21 protein-coding genes, 1 tRNA gene and 1 pseudogene are annotated in these 20806 nt (G+C 56.6%); 11 read left to right on the plus strand and 12 right to left on the minus strand.

All coding sequences use genetic code 11. The annotated features are described in order from the left end of the window. Window positions 1-4: 4 nt before the first annotated feature. The 4 genes from ridA to ACMVME_RS10625 form a co-directional block, all read right to left on the minus strand. Complete coding sequence (ridA, locus tag ACMVME_RS10610; protein WP_014168399.1) at window positions 5-391, minus strand: 2-iminobutanoate/2-iminopropanoate deaminase; 387 nt, start codon at window positions 389-391, stop codon at window positions 5-7. A gap of 74 nt (window positions 392-465) precedes the next feature. Further along, the gene (gene pyrI, locus ACMVME_RS10615; protein ID WP_025205744.1) at window positions 466-927 is read right to left on the minus strand and encodes an aspartate carbamoyltransferase regulatory subunit; all 462 of its coding nucleotides are present in this window, start codon (window positions 925-927) and stop codon (window positions 466-468) included. Window positions 928-939: 12 nt separating this feature from the next. Next, window positions 940-1872 carry an aspartate carbamoyltransferase gene (gene pyrB / locus ACMVME_RS10620; protein WP_014168402.1) on the minus strand — a complete coding sequence of 311 codons (933 nt, stop codon included), beginning with the start codon at window positions 1870-1872 and terminating at the stop codon, window positions 940-942. A gap of 34 nt (window positions 1873-1906) precedes the next feature. Further along, window positions 1907-2011, minus strand: a complete 105-nt coding sequence (locus ACMVME_RS10625; protein WP_168769597.1) for a pyrBI operon leader peptide — start codon at window positions 2009-2011, stop codon at window positions 1907-1909. On the opposite strand from ACMVME_RS10625, the pseudogene ACMVME_RS10630 reads away from it, so the two are divergent. Then, window positions 1991-2108, plus strand: a pseudogene (locus ACMVME_RS10630) (hypothetical protein). The gene ACMVME_RS10625 and the pseudogene ACMVME_RS10630 overlap by 21 nt on opposite strands. 3 nt (window positions 2109-2111) lie before the next feature. Here ACMVME_RS10630 and ACMVME_RS10635 read toward each other — a convergent pair. The 5 genes from ACMVME_RS10635 to arcA all read right to left on the minus strand — a co-directional run bounded on the left by ACMVME_RS10635 (window position 2112) and on the right by arcA (window position 7359). Continuing rightward, on the minus strand, window positions 2112-2591 hold the full coding sequence (locus ACMVME_RS10635) for an arginine repressor (RefSeq protein ID WP_025205741.1): 480 nt from the start codon (window positions 2589-2591) through the stop codon (window positions 2112-2114). Window positions 2592-2671: 80 nt separating this feature from the next. Next, window positions 2672-4075 (minus strand): YfcC family protein, encoded by a 1404-nt coding sequence (locus ACMVME_RS10640; RefSeq protein ID WP_020885390.1) that lies wholly within the window; start codon window positions 4073-4075, stop codon window positions 2672-2674. 46 nt (window positions 4076-4121) lie between these two features. Continuing rightward, window positions 4122-5126: an ornithine carbamoyltransferase gene (argF, locus tag ACMVME_RS10645; protein ID WP_020885389.1), complete on the minus strand. Its 1005-nt coding sequence runs from the start codon at window positions 5124-5126 to the stop codon at window positions 4122-4124. A 90-nt stretch (window positions 5127-5216) separates the two neighbouring features. Beyond that, the gene (arcC, locus tag ACMVME_RS10650) at window positions 5217-6128 is read right to left on the minus strand and encodes a carbamate kinase (RefSeq protein ID WP_014168407.1); all 912 of its coding nucleotides are present in this window, start codon (window positions 6126-6128) and stop codon (window positions 5217-5219) included. A 10-nt stretch (window positions 6129-6138) separates the two neighbouring features. Continuing rightward, window positions 6139-7359 (minus strand): arginine deiminase, encoded by a 1221-nt coding sequence (gene arcA, locus ACMVME_RS10655; protein ID WP_020885388.1) that lies wholly within the window; start codon window positions 7357-7359, stop codon window positions 6139-6141. A gap of 675 nt (window positions 7360-8034) precedes the next feature. Here arcA and ACMVME_RS10660 point away from each other — a divergent pair. The 5 genes from ACMVME_RS10660 (at window position 8035) to ACMVME_RS10680 (ending at window position 14945) form a co-directional block, all read left to right on the plus strand. Continuing rightward, window positions 8035-8487, plus strand: coding sequence for a YhcH/YjgK/YiaL family protein (locus ACMVME_RS10660; RefSeq protein ID WP_014168409.1), 453 nt, complete (start codon window positions 8035-8037; stop codon window positions 8485-8487). Window positions 8488-8705: 218 nt separating this feature from the next. Continuing rightward, complete coding sequence (gene yagE, locus ACMVME_RS10665; RefSeq protein ID WP_068795275.1) at window positions 8706-9614, plus strand: 2-keto-3-deoxygluconate aldolase; 909 nt, start codon at window positions 8706-8708, stop codon at window positions 9612-9614. A gap of 14 nt (window positions 9615-9628) precedes the next feature. Beyond that, complete coding sequence (gene yagF / locus ACMVME_RS10670; RefSeq protein ID WP_025205737.1) at window positions 9629-11596, plus strand: xylonate dehydratase YagF; 1968 nt, start codon at window positions 9629-9631, stop codon at window positions 11594-11596. 335 nt (window positions 11597-11931) lie between these two features. Then, window positions 11932-13314 carry an MFS transporter gene (locus ACMVME_RS10675; RefSeq protein WP_074439261.1) on the plus strand — a complete coding sequence of 461 codons (1383 nt, stop codon included), beginning with the start codon at window positions 11932-11934 and terminating at the stop codon, window positions 13312-13314. A gap of 11 nt (window positions 13315-13325) precedes the next feature. Beyond that, a complete protein-coding gene (locus ACMVME_RS10680) occupies window positions 13326-14945 on the plus strand; it encodes a glycoside hydrolase family 43 protein (protein ID WP_044868027.1) in 1620 nt (539 codons plus the stop codon). Window positions 14946-14949: 4 nt separating this feature from the next. Here ACMVME_RS10680 and xynR read toward each other — a convergent pair whose 3' ends face one another. The 3 genes from xynR to argL form a co-directional block, all read right to left on the minus strand. Next, a complete protein-coding gene (gene xynR / locus ACMVME_RS10685) occupies window positions 14950-15708 on the minus strand; it encodes a DNA-binding transcriptional repressor XynR (RefSeq protein WP_068795274.1) in 759 nt (252 codons plus the stop codon). 133 nt (window positions 15709-15841) lie between these two features. Beyond that, window positions 15842-16846: an ornithine carbamoyltransferase gene (argF, locus tag ACMVME_RS10690; RefSeq protein ID WP_032679528.1), complete on the minus strand. Its 1005-nt coding sequence runs from the start codon at window positions 16844-16846 to the stop codon at window positions 15842-15844. After that, complete coding sequence (gene argL / locus ACMVME_RS10695; RefSeq protein ID WP_228176691.1) at window positions 16816-16890, minus strand: putative translational regulatory protein ArgL; 75 nt, start codon at window positions 16888-16890, stop codon at window positions 16816-16818. Before argL ends, argF (ACMVME_RS10690) begins: the two co-directional genes overlap by 31 nt. Before the next feature lie 120 nt (window positions 16891-17010). Between argL and rraB the strand changes: the two genes are divergently transcribed. From rraB to ACMVME_RS10720, 5 genes are all read left to right on the plus strand, one after another. Then, window positions 17011-17436 (plus strand): ribonuclease E inhibitor RraB, encoded by a 426-nt coding sequence (gene rraB / locus ACMVME_RS10700; protein WP_014168417.1) that lies wholly within the window; start codon window positions 17011-17013, stop codon window positions 17434-17436. 46 nt (window positions 17437-17482) lie between these two features. Then, window positions 17483-18241: a tRNA isopentenyl-2-thiomethyl-A-37 hydroxylase MiaE gene (miaE, locus tag ACMVME_RS10705; protein ID WP_068795273.1), complete on the plus strand. Its 759-nt coding sequence runs from the start codon at window positions 17483-17485 to the stop codon at window positions 18239-18241. A gap of 30 nt (window positions 18242-18271) precedes the next feature. Beyond that, a complete protein-coding gene (locus ACMVME_RS10710) occupies window positions 18272-19000 on the plus strand; it encodes a hypothetical protein (RefSeq protein WP_044867932.1) in 729 nt (242 codons plus the stop codon). A gap of 104 nt (window positions 19001-19104) precedes the next feature. Then, a tRNA-Leu gene (locus ACMVME_RS10715) sits at window positions 19105-19189 on the plus strand. Between the two features lie 199 nt (window positions 19190-19388). Further along, window positions 19389-20648 carry a tyrosine-type recombinase/integrase gene (locus tag ACMVME_RS10720; protein ID WP_414743426.1) on the plus strand — a complete coding sequence of 420 codons (1260 nt, stop codon included), beginning with the start codon at window positions 19389-19391 and terminating at the stop codon, window positions 20646-20648. Window positions 20649-20806 lie beyond the last annotated feature (158 nt).

A 20806-nucleotide genomic window follows, 5' to 3' on the forward strand; every position in this document is an offset into this window, starting at 1 on the left:
AAACTTAGCGACGTACGGCGATCGCTTCGATTTCAATTTTCACGTCTTTAGGCAGACGCGCAACTTCCACACAGGAGCGTGCAGGGAAAGTGGCGTTGTGCTCAGTGAAGAACGCTTCGTACGTGGCGTTAACGGTCGCGAAATCGTTCAGATCTTTCACGAACACGGTGGTTTTCACGATATCGCCCACTTTCAGACCCGCAGACTCCACGATAGCCTGTACGTTTTCCAGCGACTGACGCGCCTGCGCCGCCACGTCTTCTGGCACTTCACCCGTTTTTGGGTTCACCGGGATCTGGCCAGAGGTAATAATCATGCTACCCAGATCAACGCCCTGAACGTATGGGCCGATAGCCGCTGGTGCATTTTCCGTCGCGAGTACTTTGGTCATGATTTCTCCAGAATAACAGCTGATTAAATGTTCCCGGCCATTATAGGGAGGCCGGGATCCTTTACCAACCTCAATTAGTTGGCCAGCACCACATAATGAGAAAACTCTTTTTCGCAGTATTTGCATTTGAGTGCGATGTCATCGGCACGTTTTTTCACTGCAAAACTGGACGAAACCGGCTCAGCATGACTGATGCAGTTGCTGTTCGGGCAGACCAGCACATTTTCAATGCGATCCGGCAGATTAGGACGGGATTTACCGACCACTTCGTACTCGTCGATGCGGTTCACGGTGGCATCCGGCGCGTACAGAGAGAGCTGGTTAACCTGCTCGTCGGTCAGGAAGGTGTTTTCAATCTTGATCAGGTCTTTGCGGCCCATTTCACCCGACGGCAGGTTCAGGCCGATGGTGATGCGCTGGTCGGTTTCGGTCAGCTTGAACAGCGTCAGCAGCTTAAAGCCGATCTGGGCAGGGATGTGGTCAATCACGGTGCCACGTTTGATGGCTTCAACCTGGAGTTTGTTATCGTGTGTCATTGTCGTTTCCCCTTACAGAGCCAATTCGCGATTCAGAACCAGTGCCAGTAACGCCTGGCGGGCGAAGATGCCGTTTCCGGCCTGCTGGAAGTACCAGGCGTGCGGCGTTTTATCCACATCGGTGGTGATCTCATCGATACGTGGCAGCGGGTGCAGCACCTTCATATTCTCGCGTGCGCCGTCGAGGTCGCTGGCGCGCAGCACAAACTGTGCCTTCACGTTGGCGTATTCAGACGGATCCAGACGCTCTTTTTGCACGCGGGTCATATACAGAATATCGACGTTGCCCATCACCTCTTCGATGCTGGCATGCAGACTCCACGGGATCCCTTTTTCGTCCAGCATGTCGAGGATGTACTGCGGCATTGCCAGCGCGTCCGGCGCGATGAAGAAGAAGTGGTTGCCGTTAAATTTCGCCAGCGCCTGGGTCAGCGAGTGAACGGTGCGGCCATATTTCAGGTCACCCACCATGGCGATGTTCAGGTTTTCCAGACGGCCCTGCGTTTCCTGAATGGTGAACAGATCCAGCAGGGTCTGTGTCGGATGCTGGTTGGCCCCGTCTCCGGCGTTCAGCACCGGAATACCGCCGGAAAATTCGGTCGCCAGACGCGCCGCGCCTTCCTGCGGGTGGCGCATCACAATCGCGTCAACGTAGGTACTGATAACTGAAATGGTATCCGCCAGCGTTTCGCCTTTTTTACCCAGCGAGGTGTTGCTGCTGTCTGAAAAACCCACCACGCTCGCGCCGAGGCGGTGCATGGAGGTTTCGAAGGAGAGGCGGGTGCGGGTCGACGCTTCGAAGAAGCAGCTCGCAATCACCTTGTGCTTCAGCAGTTCCGGTTGCGGATTTGCCTTCAGTTTTGCCGCGGTTTCCAGAACCAGTTCCAGCTCTTCGCGGCTGAGGTCGTTTATGGAAATGATGTGTTTTTGATAAAGCGGATTCATGTTTATCTCCTGACGCCGGGCAAAAAAAAGCCCCTCAAATGAGGGGCTCTGGGAATAGATTGTGCAATGGGAAGAAAAACGGCAGGCCAGCGTCTGATTTCAGACGCGGTAAGACGTTATGTCGTACACGCTTGACCATGCTTCCTCCCGGCAAATTGTCGGGCATTATACGCAGCTCGATTTTCGGATCAAGGGGTTTAATGCACACTTTACTCAATGCAAACGGTTCTTTATGAATATTAATTCGTTCTGAGTAAATAATTAATTTGTTTATGCACCAGCGCAGTACGCTTCACCACCCGGGGAGCGACCCAGACGATACTGCTTCCGGCAACCACACCTAAAATTTCCGGTAACTGGTGATAATCCAGAATTCGCGCCACCGCACGGCCATATCCGGCCACGGTATGAACAAGGATAAATTCGCTATTATGCTCCACGCTCACCACCATTTCGGAAACGGTACGCGCGGCATCGGGGGCAGGGCGCAACTGAGGATTCAACGAATAAATCTTTAGCCCTTTGGCATTTCGAATTTTTATGACACCGAGCAATTTCAGCAGACGCGAAACGGTCGACTGGCTGATGCTGTCAAACCCTCTCTCCTGCAAATCGCGGCGGATTTCTTCCTGGGAGAGATAACTCTTTTCGGCGATCAGCTGCTGGCACACCGTTAGCTGCAGTTGTTCTCTGGGAGAGCAGTCTTCGTAATCCATCATATTTCCCATATCAGTTCCCGACATAACCGGTGGCACCGCACCGGTCCGTAGGCCGGACAGGCGCAGTGCCAGCCGGCAAATTACAACAAGGCACCCAGGCTTAACGCCACCATAATCACCACCGTCAGGATCGCCAGCAGCGGCGCAACCCATTTCAGGTAACGCACGTAAGGCACACGGGCAATCGCCAGACCGCCCATCACAACCGCTGAGGTCGGCGTGACCAGGTTAACGATGCCGGAGGCCGACTGGTAAGCCGTAACCACCAGGTCGCGGTTGACGTTAGCGAAATCAGCAAGGGGTGCCATGATCGGCATCGTCAGAACGGCCAGGCCGGACGAAGAAGGCACAAGAAACGACAGCACGACCTCAAGCCAGTACATCACGTTGATAAACGCCACCGTGGACAACCCGCTGACCAGCCCTTCCGCGCTGTGCAAAATGGTGTGGGTAATCATGCCCTTATCCATAATGACTACGATACCGCGCGCAATGCCGATAATCAGCGCGACGCCCAGCAAATCTCGCGCGCCGTTGATAAACGTCGAGGTCAGCTCCTCTTCGCTCATGCGGGCAATCAGCCCGACGATAATGGCGCTGGCCAAAAATACCGCCGAGATCTCCGCCATCCACCAGCCCAGCACCGCTACGCCGTAGATCATCACCGCGAAGGCGAGGGCGAAGATCAGCAGAATAATTTTGCGCACCGGGGTAAATTCCAGCGACTGCTCGCCTTTATTGCCGAGGAAGTGGGCGAGGTTCTCTTCCTGCTTGTCTGCGACGATAGAGCATGACGGATCCAGCCGCACTTTACGGGCATAGCGCATCACCCATGCCACGCAAATGATCCAGCCGATCACCAGCAGCGCCACGCGCAGGGCGATACCGTTGGTAAACGGGATCCCGGCGGCGTTAGCGGCGATCACCGTGGCAAACGGGTTGATGGTGGAGCCGAGCGTGCCGATCCCCGCCCCGAGCAGCACGGTGGATGCAGCGACAACCGGATCGAAACGGGCGGCCAGCATCACCGGGACCAGCAGGGTATAAAAGGGCAGGGACTCTTCGGCCATGCCGTAAATGGTGCCGCCAGCCGCGAACAGCGCCATCAGGATCGGGATCATCCACTCTTCACGTCCGCGAAGGCGGGTGGTTACGCGCTCGATCCCGGCGTCGATCGCCCCGGTTTTGGTGACGATCCCGAGAAATCCCCCGATGATCAGGATAAACAGCGCGACGTCGATCGCCCCGGCCTGGCCGGAAACGGGATCGTACAGCCCGGCAATGGGGGCCATCAGTACGGAAACCAGCCCCTGCGGATGCGCCGCCACGTGCGCGTACGTTCCGGCAATCGGCACTTCTTTACCGAGGGTTTCATTCATTGCCATCTGATACTGACCGGCAGGCACGACCCAGCTCAGTGCCGCCACAACGGCAATCAGAAAAAAGAGAATGGTGTAAGCGGAGGGAAACTTGAACTTGCCCATGATGTTCTCCTGTACCCGGCGCACCCTGTGGCGCGCCGGGCGGTGATTAGTCGCCGAGTGTCGCCACCATGACCGCTTTAATGGTGTGCATGCGGTTCTCTGCTTCGTCAAAGACGATTGAGTTCGGTGATTCGAAGACCTCTTCCGTCACCTCCAGCCCTTTCAGACCGTAGGCCATCTCGATTTCACGGCCGACTTTGGTGTGTTCGTTGTGGAACGCCGGCAGGCAGTGCATGAACTTGACGTTCGGGTTGCCGGTGGCTTTCATCACCTGGGCGTTAATCTGGTAAGGCTTCATCAGGCTGACGCGCTCGGCCCAGGCCTCTTTCGGCTCGCCCATCGAGACCCACACGTCGGTGTAGAGGAAATCGGCACCGTGTACGCCTTCCTCCACGTCGTCGGTGAGCGTGATGCGTGCGCCGGTCTCTTTGGCGATGGCGCGGCACTGCTCAACCAGCCCGGCTTCCGGCCAGAACGATTTCGGTGCGACGAGGCGGATATCCATCCCCATTTTGGCGGCACCGACCATCAGGGAGTTGCCCATGTTGTTCCGCGCGTCGCCAAGGTAGGCAAAGCTCAGATCCGGCAGGGTTTTGCCCGGAGCATGCTCCAGCATGGTCATCAGGTCGGCGAGGATCTGCGTGGGGTGAAACTCGTCGGTCAGGCCGTTCCACACCGGCACGCCCGCATACTCGCCCAGCTCTTCCACGATGGCCTGGCCGTAGCCGCGATACTCGATGCCGTCGTACATCCGCCCTAGCACGCGGGCGGTGTCTTTCATCGACTCCTTGTGGCCAATCTGCGAGCCGCTTGGGCCGAGGTAGGTCACCTGTGCGCCCTGGTCAAAGGCACCGACTTCAAAGGCGCAGCGGGTGCGCGTGGACGTTTTTTCAAAAATCAGGGCGATGTTTTTCCCGACCAGGGTTTGTTTTTCACGTCCGGCTTTTTTGGCGGCTTTGAGTTCGATGGCCAGGTCGATCAGGTACTGGATTTCTGCCGGGGTGTAGTCCAGCAGTTTGAGGAAATTACGGTTTTTCAGATTGATGGTCATTGGGTCGTCCCTTTTAAAATGGTGTTGTCTGGTGCCCTCACCCCGACCCTCGCCCACAGGGAGAGAGGGAAGGTGAGGGGAAAATACGGTTCAGTGGCGAATCAACGTGCCTTTCTCGCCCGCCAGAATGTCTGCCCCGTCGGCCAGCGCGCCGATCCCGGCGATGCCGTTGCAGGCCTCGACAAACTCGCGGCAGGCGGCCACTTTCGGCCCCATCGAACCGGCGTCAAACTGCATGCCCCTGAGCAGTTCCGGCGTGACCTGTGCCAGCGGACGCTGGGTTGGTTTGCCCCAGTCGAGGTACACCGCGTCGGCATCGGTCAGGATCAGCAGGGCATCGGCTTCAATCTGGCGCGCCAGCAGGGCGGCAGAGAGGTCTTTGTCGATCACCGCTTCAATGCCGTGATACCCATTGGCGTTTTCCACCACCGGCACGCCGCCGCCGCCGTTGCAGATCACCAGGTGATCGCGCTGTATCAGTGCCGTGATGGCGTCGCTCTCAACGATGCGTTTCGGCTGTGGAGAGGGAACCACCCGGCGGAAATAGCTGCCGTCGGCCTTGAACACCCAGCCTTTCTCCGCCTGCAGCGTTTTTGCCTGGGCTTCGCTGTAGACCGGGCCGATGTATTTGGTCGGGTTGGTAAACGCCGGATCGGCGGCGTCCACTTCCACCTGGGTGAGCAGGACGCTCACCTCACGCTGGGGCAGATTGTTTTTCAGCGCCTGCTGGAGCATGTAGCCGATCATTCCCTGACTTTCGGCACCGAGGATGTCCAGCGGGTAGGGCGTGACTTTGTCGTACGCGCTGTTTTGCAGCGCCAGCAGCCCAACCTGCGGCCCGTTGCCGTGAACCAGTACCACGCGCCACTGTTCCGTCAGCCCGGCGATGGTGCGTGCCGCTAGCTCGATGTTCTGGCGCTGGATCTCCGCTTCCAGCGGCTCGCCGCGTTTCAGCAATGCGTTACCGCCAAGCGCCACAACCAGAGTGGGTTTTCGTTCCATGATGGCTCCTTTAAATTCCGTCGCGTTCCAGTGGGCAGCTCATGCAGCGCGCGCCGCCGCGGCCGCGTCCCAGTTCGTCACCCGGGATAGGCAGCACGGTGATACCCGCTTTGTCATATTTCTCGTTGGTCCAGACGTTACGTTCGTAGCCAATCACCACGCCCGGGCGGATGGTCAGCACGTTATTCGCGTCATTCCACTGTTCGCGTTCGGCTTCAAAGGCGTCGCCGCCGGTGGTGATCAGGCGTACCTGATTAATGCCGAGCGCTTTTTCAATGGCGTGCAGCAGATCCGTTTCCTGGGTGCGCAGCAGGCCACCGCGGCCGTCCGGGGTGAGCGTCCAGCACTGAGCGTCTTTGCGCACCACTTCCGGGTAGACGGAGAAGGTGTCCACGTCGATGTGGGTCATGACGGTATCGAGGTGCATGCAGGAGCGGTGTTTTGGCAGTTCCACAGCGATGACGCGCTCGGCCTGGCGGTGTTTGAACAGGCTATTGGCGAGGAACTCAACGCCCTGCGGCGTGGTGCGTTCAGACATGCCGATTAACACTGCGCCGCGGCCAATAACTAATACGTCGCCGCCCTCTAACGTGGCGTGGTCGTAATTAATGTTTTCATCGCCGAAATACTTAATAAAATCGCCATCGGCAAATGCAGGGTGCCAGCGATATATGGCCCGGAGATTATTGGTTTCACGCTGGCGGGCCGCTTTGGCCATCGGGTTAATTGACACGCCGTTATAAATCCAGCACGAGGTATCGCGGGTAAATAAATGGTTAGGCAGTGGCTTCATAATAAAATCATTTGCCGTGTGGGTATCCACCACCATATTTTTAAAGGCCGCCGGAATTTCACCGTAGGTTAATCCGCCGCTTAATCTGCGTGCCAGTTCGCGGTGTGGCATATCTGCCAGCCAGCCGCGCACGTCGCCGGCAAAGGTTGGCCCGAGGCGATAGTCAGAGATTTGCGTCTCCAGCAGCCAGGTTTTGGCCTCCGCAATATCAAGCGTTTGCGTGAGAAGGTCGGTCAACAGCAGGACTTCCACACCCTGTTCGCGCAGGGTGTTAGCGAAGATGTCATGCTCTTCACCCGCCCGCTCAACCGAGAGCACATCATCGAATAGCAGCTCCTGGCAGTTCGATGGCGTTAAACGTTTCAGACTTAAATTTGGGCGGTGCAGCATAACGCTACGCAATTGACCAATTTCAGAACCGACGTAATGCTTTTCCATAATTATTCCTTTAACTGTTTTTCAGAATAAAAAGGGCATGCGCCATGTGATGTCTTTATTTACATGGCGGCTAAGCTCAATTGATTTCGAGATTTATAGTAGGCGCTTAAATAATGAATATTGTGACGTCGCTCACGTGAAAATGGCTATTAAGGAGTTTGTTTTCATTTGCATGATTCGTATCAGATAATGATTAATTTGATTATATTTGCGGGTGAATAGCTAAGCAGGATCCGTTGGCATTATTTGGAGTTGTTATTATTTTGTAGAATTTAATGTTTTGACATATTTAGTTATGGTATTGATTTTAATGATAATTAAACGGCGCGCAGAATGACTATGCACTATTATCCATTAACTATTTTTGACTTAAGAAAAATCAATAAATAATTATGGGATTTAATAGCAAATTACCAAAATGATAAAGTGTGAAGTCACAGAGAGTTTTGCTATGAAGCGTATACGATCAGTAAGTTAGCATCACGGCCTGAAAGCGGAGGGCTGAGGTTATGCATAAAGACTGCATAAATGCCTGTGAGCGATTAACAGTGGAGTAACACATTTCCCGATAAACATGCGCTCGCGCAAAACTCATCGAAAAAGCGGTGGTAGGACAGTCTGAATTCTCGTATAAAAGATTAAAATGAAACGCTGTTTTATATTGAGGGTTTATTTATGATCGCTGGCAACATCCATCATTTGCAGTCCTGGCTGCCTGAAGAACTGCGTCAGGCTATCGAGTACGTCAAGGCGCACGTTACCGATGCTACCCCCTGCGGCAAACACGACATCGACGGCAACAGCCTGTTTTATCTGGTGTCTGAAGATATGACCCAGCCGTTTGCCGAGCGCCGCGCTGAGTATCACGCCCGCTATCTGGATATTCAGATAATCATGAAAGGCCAGGAGGGGATGACCTTCAGTACCCTGCCGCACGGTACGCCGGACACCGACTGGCTGGCGGATAAAGACATCGCGTTTTTGCCCGAGGGCGGGCAGGAGAAAACGGTTGTGTTAAGTGAAGGTGATTTTGTGGTGTTCTATCCGGGTGAAGTGCACAAACCGCTGTGCGCGGTGGGCGCGCCTGCGAAGGTGCGTAAAGTGGTGGTGAAAATGCTGGTGGGGTAAGCCCTGTTAGCGTTAAAGAAGGGTAAAACGTTCCCTCTCCCGGTGGGAGAGGGTGAAAGCATCAGGCCGCAGTCCGTCATTATGTGATCCAGCTTATATTTTCCGCACTCCCTCATCGCCTCCCATTTACCTGCGCTTTTTCTGCGTCATAGTATGATCGTTAAATTAATGAACGCTGTTCTATAATGTAGAACAAAATAATTCAGCAAGGAGATCTCATGCCGCAGACCGCGTTGTTCACGGGAATCATTCCCCCTGTCTCCACCCTCTTTACCGCCGATGGACAGCTTGATAAACACGGCACCGCCGCGTTGATCGACGACCTGATCGCCGCAGGCGTCGATGGCCTGTTCTTTTTGGGCAGCGGCGGCGAGTTCTCCCAGCTAAACGCCGAAGAGCGTAAAACCATTGCCCGGTTTGCTATCGATCATGTCGATCGCCGGGTGCCGGTGCTGATTGGCACCGGTGGCACCAACGCCCGGGAAACCCTTGAACTGAGCCAGCATGCGCAGCAGGCCGGCGCCGACGGGATCGTGGTGATCAACCCGTACTACTGGAAAGTGTCAGAAGCGAATCTGATCCGCTATTTCGAACAGGTGGCAGACAGCGTCACGCTGCCGGTAATGCTGTATAACTTCCCGGCGCTGACCGGGCAGGATCTGACTCCGGCGCTGGTCAAAACCCTGGCCGACTCGCGGAGCAATATTGTCGGCATCAAAGACACGATCGATTCCGTCGCCCATCTGCGCAGCATGATCCACACCGTCAAATCTGCCCATCCGCACTTCACGGTGCTGTGCGGCTATGACGATCATCTGTTTAATACGCTGCTGCTGGGGGGCGATGGCGCGATCTCGGCCAGCGGTAACTTTGCTCCGCAGGTGTCGGTGAATCTGCTGAAGGCCTGGCGTGACCAGGAGGTGGCGAAGGCGGCAGAATACCACCAGACCCTGCTGCAAATACCGCAGATGTATCAGCTTGATACGCCGTTTGTGAACGTCATTAAAGAGGCGATTGTGCTGTGCGGCCGCCCGATCTCCACATACGTGCTGCCGCCCGCGTCGCCACTGGATGAGCCGCGTAAGGCGCAGCTGAAAACCCTGTTGCAACAGCTCAAGCTCTGCTGAGCCGGAAGACGACGATGACCATTGAGAAAATTTTCACCCCACAGGACGATGCGTTTTATGCCGTCATCACCCATGCGGCCGGGCCGCAGGGGGCGCTGCCGCTGACCCCGCAAATGCTGATGGAATCCCCCAGCGGTAACCTGTTTGGCATGACGCAAAACGCCGGTATGGGCTGGGACGCCAACAAGCTGACCGGCAAAGAGGTGCTGATTATCGGTACGCAGGGCGGCATTCGCGCCGGGGACGGGCGACCTGTTGCGCTGGGCTACCACACCGGGCACTGGGAGATTGGCATGCAGATGCAGGCGGCGGCGAAGGAGATCACCCGTAATGGTGGGATCCCGTTTGCGGCCTTCGTCAGCGATCCGTGCGACGGACGTTCTCAGGGCACCCACGGCATGTTCGACTCCCTGCCGTACCGTAATGACGCGGCGATCGTGTTTCGTCGTCTGATCCGCTCCCTGCCGACGCGGCGCGCGGTGATTGGCGTGGCAACCTGCGATAAAGGGCTGCCCGCGACCATGATTGCGCTGGCCTCCATGCATGATCTGCCGACCATTCTGGTGCCGGGTGGGGCGACACTGCCGCCGACCGTGGGGGAAGATGCCGGAAAAGTGCAGACCATTGGTGCGCGTTTCGCTAACCATGAGCTGTCGCTGCAGGAGGCTGCCGAGCTGGGGTGCCGCGCCTGTGCATCACCCGGCGGCGGCTGTCAGTTTCTCGGCACCGCGGGAACGTCACAGGTGGTGGCCGAAGCGCTGGGTCTGGCGCTACCGCACTCCGCGCTCGCCCCGTCCGGGCAGGCCGTGTGGCTGGAGATTGCCCGTCAGTCTGCGCGGGCGGTGAGCGAGCTGGATAACCGGGGGATCACGACCCGCGATATCCTGACCGACAAAGCCATTGAAAACGCCATGGTGCTTCACGCGGCGTTTGGCGGCTCCACCAACCTGCTGCTGCACATCCCGGCGATTGCCCATGCGGCGGGCTGCACCATTCCGGATGTGGCGCACTGGACACGCATCAACCGTAAGGTTCCGCGTCTGGTGAGCGTGCTGCCAAACGGCCCGGACTACCACCCGACGGTGCGTGCTTTCCTGGCGGGCGGCGTGCCGGAGGTGATGCTCCATCTGCGCAAGCTGGGGCTGCTGCATGAAGATGCCATGACCGTTACCGGCCAGACGGTCGGGGAGAACCTCGACTGGTGGGAAAACTCAGCGCGTCGGGCGCGTTTTCGTCAGTGCCTGCGCGAGCAGGATGGCGTCGATCCGGATGACGTGATCCTGCCGCCTGAGCGCGCCCACGCGAAAGGCCTGACCTCGACGGTCTGCTTCCCGACCGGCAATATCGCGCCCGAAGGGTCGGTGATCAAAGCCACGGCCATCGACCCGTCTGTTGTGGATGACGATGGCGTTTACCGCCATACCGGCCGGGTGCGGGTGTTTGTCTCTGAGGCGCAGGCCATCAAGGCTATCAAGCAGGAAGCGATCCAGCAGGGCGATATTATGGTGGTGATTGGCGGAGGCCCGTCCGGCACCGGCATGGAAGAGACCTACCAGCTAACCTCCGCGCTGAAACATATCTCGTGGGGCAAGACGGTATCGCTGATCACCGATGCACGCTTCTCGGGGGTATCAACCGGGGCGTGCTTCGGCCATGTGTCGCCGGAAGCGCTCGCAGGTGGCCCCATCGGCAAGCTGCGCGACAACGATATCATTGAGATCAGCGTCGACCGCCTGTCCTTAACGGGCAGCGTTAACTTTATCGGCACGGCGGAACAGCCGCTGACGCCGGAAGAGGGGGCGCGCGTGCTGGCGTCGCGTCCGGTACATCCTGACCTGCACGCCCACGCATTTTTGCCGGACGATACCCGCCTGTGGGCGGCTCTGCAGTCGGTGAGCGGCGGCACCTGGAAAGGGTGTATCTATGATACCGATAAAATCATCGAGGTAATTAACGCCGGTAAAAAAGCGCTCGGCCTTTAATTATATTTCTGGCTCTTGTCGTCTACGGAAAATATTCCGTGGACGGCTTTTGCATGTCTGTTTTTTATTATTTCGAAAATAATGTAATTGCATGAAAAACAAAGTCTTTAAATGATATCAGGATGTCGAGTGGCGTCACAAAAGCAAAATATCATAATTCAGAAATAAGATATGACCATTGTCGGTTAATTGAACACTTAATTACACTCTATTAACACGATGTTGTGAATTCAGCACACGAAATAAGGGTGTATTCCTGATGATGCACCGGGCATTTATTTGCCTGAATCAGGACCCTGGCGTTTGCACTGTTCCACGTACTGCCGTTGGGGGTAATGATGCAATTAACCATGAAAGATAAAATTGGCTACGGGCTGGGTGACACCGCCTGCGGCTTTGTCTGGCAGGCCACCATGTTCCTGCTGGCCTATTTCTATACCGACGTGTTTGGCCTGTCGGCGGGCATTATGGGGACGCTGTTTTTAGTTTCCCGCGTGCTGGATGCCGTCACCGATCCGCTGATGGGGCTGCTGGTTGACCGCACACGCACGCGTCACGGCCAGTTCCGTCCGTTCCTGCTGTGGGGCGCGATCCCGTTTGGGATTGTCTGCGTGCTGACCTTCTACACGCCGGACTTCTCCGCGCAGGGTAAAATCATCTACGCCTGCATAACCTACATTCTGCTGACCCTGGTCTACACCTTCGTTAACGTCCCTTACTGCGCCATGCCGGGCGTCATCACCGCTGACCCGAAAGAGCGCCACGCGCTGCAGTCCTGGCGCTTTTTCCTCGCGGCGGCGGGATCGCTGGCCATCAGTGGCATTGCCCTGCCGCTGGTGAGCATCATTGGTAAAGGCGATGAGCAGGTCGGCTATTTCGGCGCCATGTGCGTGCTGGGGCTGAGCGGTGTGGTGCTGCTCTACGTCTGCTTCTTCACCACCAAAGAGCGCTACACCTTTGAGGTGCAGCCGGGGTCGTCGGTGTCGAAAGACCTCAAGCTTCTGTTCGGCAATACCCAGTGGCGCATTATGTGTGCGTTCAAAATGATGGCGACCTGCTCCAACGTGGTCCGCGGCGGGGCGACGCTCTACTTCGTGAAATACGTCATGGATCACCCGGAGATGGCGACGCAGTTTCTGCTTTACGGCAGCCTCGCCACCATGTTTGGTTCGCTCTGCTCATCCCGCCTGCTGGGGCGCTTTGACCGGGTGACCGCCTTCAAGTGGATTATCGTGGCCTACTCCCTGATCAGCCTGCTGATTTTCTTCATCCCGGCCGAACATATTGCCCTGATTTTCGCCCTTAATATTCTGTTCCTGTTCGTCTTTAACACCACCACGCCTCTGCAGTGGCTGATGGCCTCTGACGTGGTGGATTACGAGGAGAGCCGCAGCGGTCGCCGTCTCGACGGGCTGGTGTTCTCCACCTACCTGTTCAGCCTGAAGATCGGTCTGGCGATTGGCGGCGCGGTGGTGGGCTGGATCCTGGCGTATGTGAACTACTCCGCCAGCAGCAGCGTGCAGCCGGTCGAAGTGCTGACCACCATTAAAATTCTTTTCTGCGTGGTGCCGGTGGTGCTCTACGTGGGCATGTTCATCATGCTGTCGTTCTACAAACTCACCGACGCCCGCGTGGCGGCCATCAGCCAGCAGCTGATTAAGCACCGTGCAACGCAGGGTGACGCCGTGCCCGACACTGCGACAGCCGCATCCCATTAACAGGAGGCAACATGACAACGATAACAAACCCGATCCTCACCGGCTTCAACCCGGACCCGTCCCTGTGCCGTCAGGGGGAGGATTACTACATCGCCACCTCAACGTTTGAATGGTTTCCGGGCGTGCGCATCTACCACTCCCGCGACATGAAGAACTGGTCGCTGGTCAGCACGCCGCTGGACAGGGTGTCGATGCTGGACATGAAGGGCAACCCGGACTCCGGCGGCATCTGGGCGCCGTGCCTGAGCTACGCCGATGGCCAATTCTGGCTGCTGTACACCGACGTGAAAATTGTCGATTCGCCGTGGAAAAATGGCCGTAACTTTCTCGTCACTGCGCCCTCCATCGAGGGGCCGTGGAGCGAACCGATCCCGATGGGCAACGGAGGGTTTGACCCGTCGCTGTTCCACGACGATGATGGCCGTAAATACTACCTCTACCGCCCCTGGGGGCCGCGCCATCACAGCAACCCGCATAACACTATCGTGATGCAGGAGTTTGACCCGCAGACCGGCACCCTTTCGCCCGAGCGCAAAACCCTGTTTACCGGCACGCCGCTCTGCTACACCGAAGGGGCGCACCTTTATCGTAAAGAGGGCTGGTACTACCTGATGGTCGCCGAAGGCGGCACCAGCTATGAACACGCGGTGGTGGTGCTGCGCTCAAAAACGCTCGACGGGCCGTACGAACTGCATCCGGACGTGACGATGATGACCAGCTGGCATCTGCCGGAGAACCCGCTGCAGAAGAGCGGCCACGGCTCGCTGCTGCAGACCCACACCGGGGAGTGGTATATGGCCTACCTCACCAGCCGACCGCTGCGCCTGCCGGGCATACCGCTGCTGGCCTCGGGCGGGCGCGGCTACTGCCCGCTGGGACGCGAGACCGGCATTGCGCGCATCGAATGGCGCGACGGCTGGCCGTACGTTGACGGCGGTAAACACGCGCAGCTGACCGTCCCCGGCCCGCAGATAGCGGAGCAGCCCGCCGCCTCCCAGGACAGCTGGCGGGAGGATTTTGACGGCAGCACGCTTGACCCGGAGCTGCAGACCCTGCGCATTCCATTCGACGACACCCTCGGCTCGCTCAGCGTGCGACCGGGGTATTTGCGGCTTTACGGCAACGACTCGCTCAACTCGACCTTTACCCAGTCGACCGTGGCACGCCGCTGGCAGCACTTCGCCTTCCGGGCAGAGACGCGCATGCAGTTCTCGCCGGTTCACTTCCAGCAGAGCGCCGGGCTGACCTGCTACTACAACAGTAAAAACTGGAGCTACTGCTTTGTGGACTACGAGGAGGGGCAGGGCAGAACGATCAAAGTGATCCAGCTTGACCACAACGTGCCGTCGTGGCCGCTGCATGAACAGCCGATCCCGGTACCGGACAGCGCAGAGAGCATCTGGTTACGGGTTGACGTCGACACCCTGGTTTACCGCTACAGCTACTCGTTTGACGGTGAGGCGTGGCACACCGTGCCGGTGACGTATGAAGCGTGGAAACTGTCGGATGACTACATCGGTGGGCGCGGCTTCTTTACCGGCGCGTTTGTCGGCCTGCACTGCGAAGACATCAGCGGTGACGGCTGCCACGCTGACTTTGATTACTTCACCTACGAACCGGCCGCGAAATAGCGGCTCAGGCCGGGTAACCCAGCGCGCGTGAGAGCTGGAGCCCGGCCTGCTGAAGCTGCTCGCGGAAGCTGGCCAGTTCGGCGTCATCCACCCGCGACGTCAGCGTCGACAGACTCAGGGCGGCAATCACGCGGGATTCATGGTTCCACACCGGTACCGCCACGCAGCGCACGCCCTGCTCGTTCTCTTCGCGGTCGAAGGCGTAACCCTGCACGCGAGTCTGTGCGAGGGCCTCCAGCAACGCGTCGCGGGAGGCAAGGGTGGAAGGGGTATAGGTGGTGTACTGATAGCCCTCAAGCAGGGCGTTCAGCTCGGCCTCGCCAAGCCAGGCAATCAACACCTTGCCGATGGCGGTGGCGTGAACCGGCAGCCGACGACCAATGCGCGAATAGGCGATAGCCGCCAGCTTGCCTTCAATCTTCTCGATATAAACGCCTTCACGACCGTCCAGGATCCCCAGATGGGTGGTCTGCCCGGTACGCTGCGACAGCTCCGTCAGCCAGCCTTTCGCCTTCTGGCGAATATCGATTGAGCCCACCACAAAATGGCCGCGCTCAACCAGCTTCATGCCGAGGCGATATTTACCGTTTTCCGGGTTCTGATCGATATAGCCGTGAAGCTGCAGGGTTTTCAGCAGCGAGTGGAGGGTACTTTTGCTCAGCCCCATCAGTTTGCTGATGTCGGTGATCTTAAGCTCGGTGGCCTGCTCGTTAAACAGGTCGAGGATCTGCAACGCACGTTCAACAGACTGAATAATCGGCATAATGCTGGTATGTCCACGCAGGAATTAAGGCGAAAACGTACCTTTTTCAGGCGGAAAAATCAATGAAGCGGCGCCGGTTTACGCCCTCTCCCGGTGGAAGAGGGCCGGGGTGAGGGCACCAGACCGCAGAGGATCACTCCCCAAGCGTTGCCACCATCACCGCCTTAATGGTATGCATCCGGTTTTCTGCCTGGTCAAACACAATGCTCGCCGCCGATTCAAACACCTCGTCCGTCACTTCCATTCCGCCGTGCAGATCGAACTCTTTCGCCATCTGCTTACCCAGCGTGGTCTGGTCGTCATGGAATGCCGGCAGACAGTGCAGGAACTTCACGTCCGGGTTACCGGTCAGCGCCATCATCTGCGCGTTCACCTGATACCCGCGCAGCAGGGCAATCCGCTCGGCCCACTTCTCTTTGGCCTCGCCCATCGACACCCATACATCGGTATAGATGAAGTCCGCCCCTTTCACGCCGGCCGCGACCTCCTCCGTCAGGGTTATCTTTCCGCCATTCTTCTCCGCCAGCGCGCTGCACTCCGCCACCAGGCGCTCTTCCGGCCAGCAGGCTTTCGGTGCCACCAGACGCAGATCCAGCCCGGTCAGCGCTGCCGCTTCCAGCATCGAGTTACCCATGTTGTTACGCGCATCGCCCGCATAAACCAGCGTCATCTCGTTAAACGCTTTGCCCGGCAGATGCTCCTGCATGGTCAGCAGGTCCGCCAGCAATTGCGTCGGGTGGAACTCGTTGGTCAGCCCGTTCCACACCGGCACGCCCGCATACTGCGCCAGCGTTTCGACCACGTCCTGACCGTGACCGCGATACTGAATGCCATCGTACATCCGCCCGAGTACCCGCGCGGTGTCCTTAATTGATTCTTTATGCCCAATCTGGCTGCCGCTCGGCCCTAAATACGTGACGCGCGCGCCCTGGTCAAATGCGGCAACTTCGAAAGAGCATCGTGTACGGGTTGAGTCTTTTTCGAAGATGAGCGCGATGTTTTTGCCAGTAAGCTTTTGTACTTCCTTACCCTTTTTTTTATCGGCTTTAAGCTGAGCGGCAAGGGTCAGCAGGGAATTGAGCTGTGCAGGGGTAAAATCGAGCAATTTCAGAAAGTGTTTCTTGTACAGATCAGACATTTTATCCTCACATGGCAAATGCCACTTATTGAATTAAAATTCACTTTATATGTCTAATTATTCATTTGCAACCCCGTTTCACAAATCTTTCCAACAAAGGTGGAGGCAAACCCGTCCGTGTGTGAAAATAGAAGTATCTGCCGCACTTTAAAGAGGAATGAGCCATGGCAAACCCGGAACACCTGGAAGAGCAACGCGAAGAGACGCGCCTGATTATCGAAGAACTGCTGGAAGACGGTAGCGATCCGGACGCGCTGTACACCATCGAGCACCATTTCTCTGCTGACGATTTCGACGCGCTGGAAAAACTGGCGGTAGAAGCTTTCAAACTGGGTTACGAAGTGACCGAGCCGGAAGAGCTGGAAGTGGAAGAGGGCGACACCGTCATCTGCTGCGATATTCTGAGCGAAGGCGCGCTGAAAGCAGAACTGATCGACGCTCAGGTCGAACAGCTGATGAACCTGGCCGAGAAGTTTGAAGTGGAATACGACGGCTGGGGAACCTACTTCGAAGATCCGAACGGTGAAGACGGCGAAGAAGGCGACGACGAAGATTTCATCGACGAAGACGACGACGGCGTGCGTCACTAAGCGTTTCAGGCGGTGGCGTGTGCCACCGCTTTTTCAAGGCAGAACCATGGATTACCCGCAGATACTCGCCCCCGTTCTTACCTTCCTCCAGTGCCCGACCCCAAAAGCATGGATTGATCACGCCCGCGACCCGGCGAATCTGCCGCTGCTGCTCACCGACCACATGGTGTGCGAGCTCAAGGCCGCCCAGACCGCGCTGCTGCTGGTGCGCAAATACGTCGCCGATGAAAGCGGTGCCGACGCGCTGCTCGACTGGCTCAGACCCTACGAAGCGTTCACCTTCCGCGAAGGCCCGGAACCGGATTTTGTGGCCCTGCACAAGCAGATTGGCAAAAGCGTCATGCCCAAAACCGACGACCCGTGGGGCCAGGCGCTTATCGACAGCATGGTGCTGCTGATTAAAGAAGAGCTGCACCACTTCTGGCAGGTGCGCGAGGCGATGCTGGCGCGCGACATTCCGTACGTCAAAATCACCGCCAGCCGCTACGCCAAAGGGATGCTGAAAGCGGTGCGCACGCACGAACCGCTGACGCTTATCGACAAGCTCATCTGCGGCGCCTACATCGAAGCCCGCTCCTGCGAGCGTTTCGCCGCGCTGGCACCGTTCCTCGACGACGACCTGCAGAAATTCTATCTCTCGCTGTTGCGCTCGGAAGCGCGCCACTATCAGGACTACCTGACGCTTGCCCAACAGGTGAGCGACGACGATATCTCACCGCGCATACAGCTTTTTGGCGAAATTGAAGCCACACTTATCTCGACACCGGACAATGAGTTTCGCTTTCACAGCGGCGTGCCGGTGTAAACCGGCATAGCGAAAAGAAAAGGATGCGAGATGAATAAAACGTGGATCCGTATAGTCGTGGTGACTCTCCTGGCCGCCGTCGTGGCGTTCTGGGTCTACTTCGACAAACAACGCCAGCACACCCCCGAACAGCAGCTTGATACCACCCTCAACGCAATGCCCGCCTGGCAGGTGATTAAAGAGCAGGAGCCTGTGCTTCATCAGCGCATTCTTGACCAGATGGCGGCCCTGCAAAAAGCCGGCGAGCCGGAACAGAAGATTATCGACACCATCCAGCCGCAGATCCTGCATCTGCAGATGTCGCGCCTGCAAAACGCGCCGGACGCTAACGTGGTGAACTATATGACTATCAACATGGAGCAGACCGCCGCCATTCAGAAGGTGAGCGACGACGCCTGTTTCCGCTTCCTCTACCCGGCGGTAAAAGGGGGCGTCAACCCGATGCGCATGCTGGATAAAGACCTGATGACGCGGCGCATGCAGGCCGACGCCGACATGATGCGTGCGGCCTACGGCAAAAACCGCCACACCGTAACTCCGGAAGAACGCAAAGCCGCGGTGACGGATGTCCGCCCGATTATGAAAACGCTGGCCGACAAGTACGGCGAGGACATCCAGCTGCTGCAGATGCCGGAGAAGGCGGTGGGCAAAGAGAAGCTCTCCTGCGACATGGTGCAGGAGATGTGGGCGAAGGTGCTGGCGCTGCCAGAGCAGAAGGCGGCAGGCGTGATTCGGCTGGCGGTTTCCGAGGTAGAATGACAGGGCGCTGGTTTTTTGGGCACTTAGCGTAGGTTTAGCGCGTCGCCGCTTGCATGGCGGCGCGCGACAGGTATAATCCACAACGTTTCCGCATCCCCTTCAGTGCCGAAGTGGCGAAATCGGTAGACGCAGTTGATTCAAAATCAACCGTAGAAATACGTGCCGGTTCGAGTCCGGCCTTCGGCACCATCGGAACATCAATAGACGTCAACGGACGTCTTTTTTTGTGCCTGAAATCCGTGCTACACAAGGCTTTCCGCGATTTTCCTTTCAATAGAAGTCAATCTGAGTCAACACACATCAAGTCGCTTATGAGTATAGAACCGAGTATATATGCTGGTTCGATAATGGTTGTATACTCACAGCGGTAAATGGAAGGAGAACTTTTATGGCTCTGACAGATATCAAAGTACGTTCTGCAAAACCGCAGGAAAAGGAGTACACCCTTGTCGACGGGGATGGCATGTTTTTGCTGATTCACCCTAACGGCTCAAAATACTGGCGGTTCCGCTTTCGCTTTGGTGGCAAGCAGCACCTGATGGCGTTTGGTGTTTATCCCGAAACATCCTTGGCTGATGCTCGTCAAAAGAGGGAAGAGGCCAGAAGGCTTGTTGCTGCTGGAATCGATCCTCGCGAACACAAACGTGCGGTGAAAGAAGAACAGGCGAAAGAAAATATTACCTTTGAGTCAGTTGCCAGAGAGTGGCATGCCGCAAATAAAAAATGGTCAGAAGAACATAGCCGACGGGTGCTGAAGAGTCTGGAAGACAGTCTGTTTTCTGCAATTGGCAAGCGCAGTATCGAAGAGCTAAAGACTCGCGACCTGCTTGCCCCCATTAAAGTTGTTGAGGCTACAGGTCGCTTTGAAGTCGCTTCTCGTCTTCAGCAACGGACAACTGCCATTATGCGGTATGCGGTGCAAAGTGGCTTGATTGATTACAACCCGGCCCAAGAGATGGCTGGAGCAGTTGCTTCCAGTAACCGTGTTCATCGTCCAGCTCTTGAGCTGAAACGTCTACCTGAACTGCTCCACCGAATTGACGGTTACACGGGACGCCCTTTGACCCGCCTGGCTGTTGAGCTAACCTTATTAATCTTCATTCGTTCCAGTGAATTGCGCTTTGCCCGCTGGTCTGAGATCGATTTCGATACGGCAATGTGGACGATACCGGCAGAACGAGAAGCTATCGAAGGAGTGAAGCACTCTCAACGTGGTTCTAAAATGCGCACACCTCATCTGGTGCCATTGTCTCATCAGGCTCTGGCAATCCTCAAACAGGTTCACAAGCTTAGTGGCGAGCGCGATTTTGTTTTCGTTGGCGATCATAACCCTCGTAAACCGATGAGTGAAAACACGGTGAACAAGGCACTGCGCGTGATGGGATATGACACGAAGATTGAGGTTTGCGGGCATGGATTCAGGACGATGGCATGTAGCTCGTTGATTGAATCGGGGTTGTGGTCGAGGGATGCGGTAGAACGGCAGATGAGTCATATGGAACGTAACTCAGTACGTGCCGCTTACATTCATAAGGCTGAGCATTTGGATGAGAGAAGATTGATGCTGCAGTGGTGGGCTGATTATCTGGATGCGAATAGAGAGAAGGGAGTTAGTCCGTTTGATTTTGCAAAGCAAGGAGTAAGATAAACCCTTTTAAGTATTATAACTCCTTGAAAATAAGAAACTTTAAAGTGTTATTTAGCTCTTGAGATGAACAGTTTTCTGTGTAATTTTGAAAAATTACACAGAAAAGAATTGACAGCAACACAACCTCATTGTTTAATGGCCTCAGTTTCAGGTTCGGT

It is taken from the genome of Enterobacter cloacae complex sp. 2024EL-00711 (assembly GCF_047529885.1).
Lineage (GTDB): Bacteria > Pseudomonadota > Gammaproteobacteria > Enterobacterales > Enterobacteriaceae > Enterobacter > Enterobacter ludwigii.